1 protein-coding gene and 1 pseudogene are annotated in these 1,307 nt (G+C 26.2%); both read right to left on the reverse strand.

The window, feature by feature from the left end; all coding sequences use genetic code 11:
• Nucleotides 1–294: pseudogene (locus AJN60_RS04885) on the reverse strand (hypothetical protein); the annotation flags it as partial.
• A complete protein-coding gene (locus AJN60_RS10090; RefSeq protein WP_180752980.1) occupies nucleotides 294–716 on the reverse strand; it encodes a tRNA 2-selenouridine synthase in 423 nt (140 codons plus the stop codon). The pseudogene AJN60_RS04885 and the gene AJN60_RS10090, both read right to left, overlap by 1 nt.
• Nucleotides 717–1,307: the final 591 nt, after the last annotated feature.

Below are 1,307 nucleotides of genomic sequence, written 5' to 3' on the forward strand. Positions count from 1 at the left end.
AGAAATACAATATTTAGGTTCTATTTTAACTATTTTATTTTGTTCAAAACGAGCTTGTATAGCACAAGCATAAGCTGTGTTTGTATTTTTAGGTTTTACAATATCTTCCCCTTTACTATTTTTCATAACAATATCTTGCTTTAATTTATCACCAAAAGTAAGTTTATCTGCTTTATAAATATTATTCTTTTCATCTTGCTCTATATTTTCCCAAACATATTGCAACATAGCATAACTAGCATCTGCTATATTAGCATAGTCTTTGATTTGAGAGATAAGTTCTTTAGGATTCATCAGTAACTTTGTCCTGTATATTTTTCATCACTTTTTATAAATTTACCATTAGTAAAATAATGAAAATGTCCTCCTCCTGCACTTTTACGACTAATGCTAGAAAAGCTAAATCCTCTTCCTTCATCTCCAAATAATCCATAGCTTTTTACTTTATAATCTATCATAGTATCAAAAACAACAGGATATTTTTTACCCTCACACACATAATAAGTTGTCATACCTAAATAAGGTCTTAATTTTTTATAGTTTTCTTCACCCATATATGCTTTAAATTGATCTTCATAGTATGCAAATTCGGGTTTATCATCGAAGTTAAAATCATAGTCAGGATCATCTACATCATAATTATAATCATTACGATAATATTTACAACCATTAGAAAGGACTTGAGGGAATTTTTTCTTCAAATAAGAAAAATTCACAAAATGAGTTTCATTTCCTACTTTGATTTCACTCCCTAAATACTTACTACGAAATTCTTCTCTTTTTTTCTCTAATTCCAATATCTCTTCTCTTATTTTTTTATCAAAGATATAAATTCCACCATAATTACTTGCAAGAGTTTCTAATTCACTTGCTTTATTGTCTTTAAAAGCACATGCACTTAAAGATACTAAAAAAAATAAGCTTAGAATTATCATTGTGATTTTCATTTGATACTCCTTTTTAAATTGTATTATTTCAAATATCTTATATAAATCAAATTTAGTTTTTATATATCATAAAAAACCTTTTTCATCATTCTCATCAATTAAATCAAGCATAGCATAACTAGCATCTTATATTAGCATAGTCTTTGATTTGAGAGATAAGTTCTTTAGGGTTCATCAGTAACTTTGTCCTGTATATTTTTCATCACTTTTTATAAATTATAACAATAAAATATAACACATAAGCAAAAAACACTTTACTGTGATTAACAAATCACACCTGCTAAATCTATCATTTACTTACTTCAATCTCACATTCATAATCATATTAGATAAAAAGATACTATCTTTATCAAAGTCTTT

Source organism: Campylobacter sp. BCW_4323 (assembly GCF_001763115.1).
In the GTDB taxonomy this organism is placed as follows: domain Bacteria; phylum Campylobacterota; class Campylobacteria; order Campylobacterales; family Campylobacteraceae; genus Campylobacter_D; species Campylobacter_D jejuni.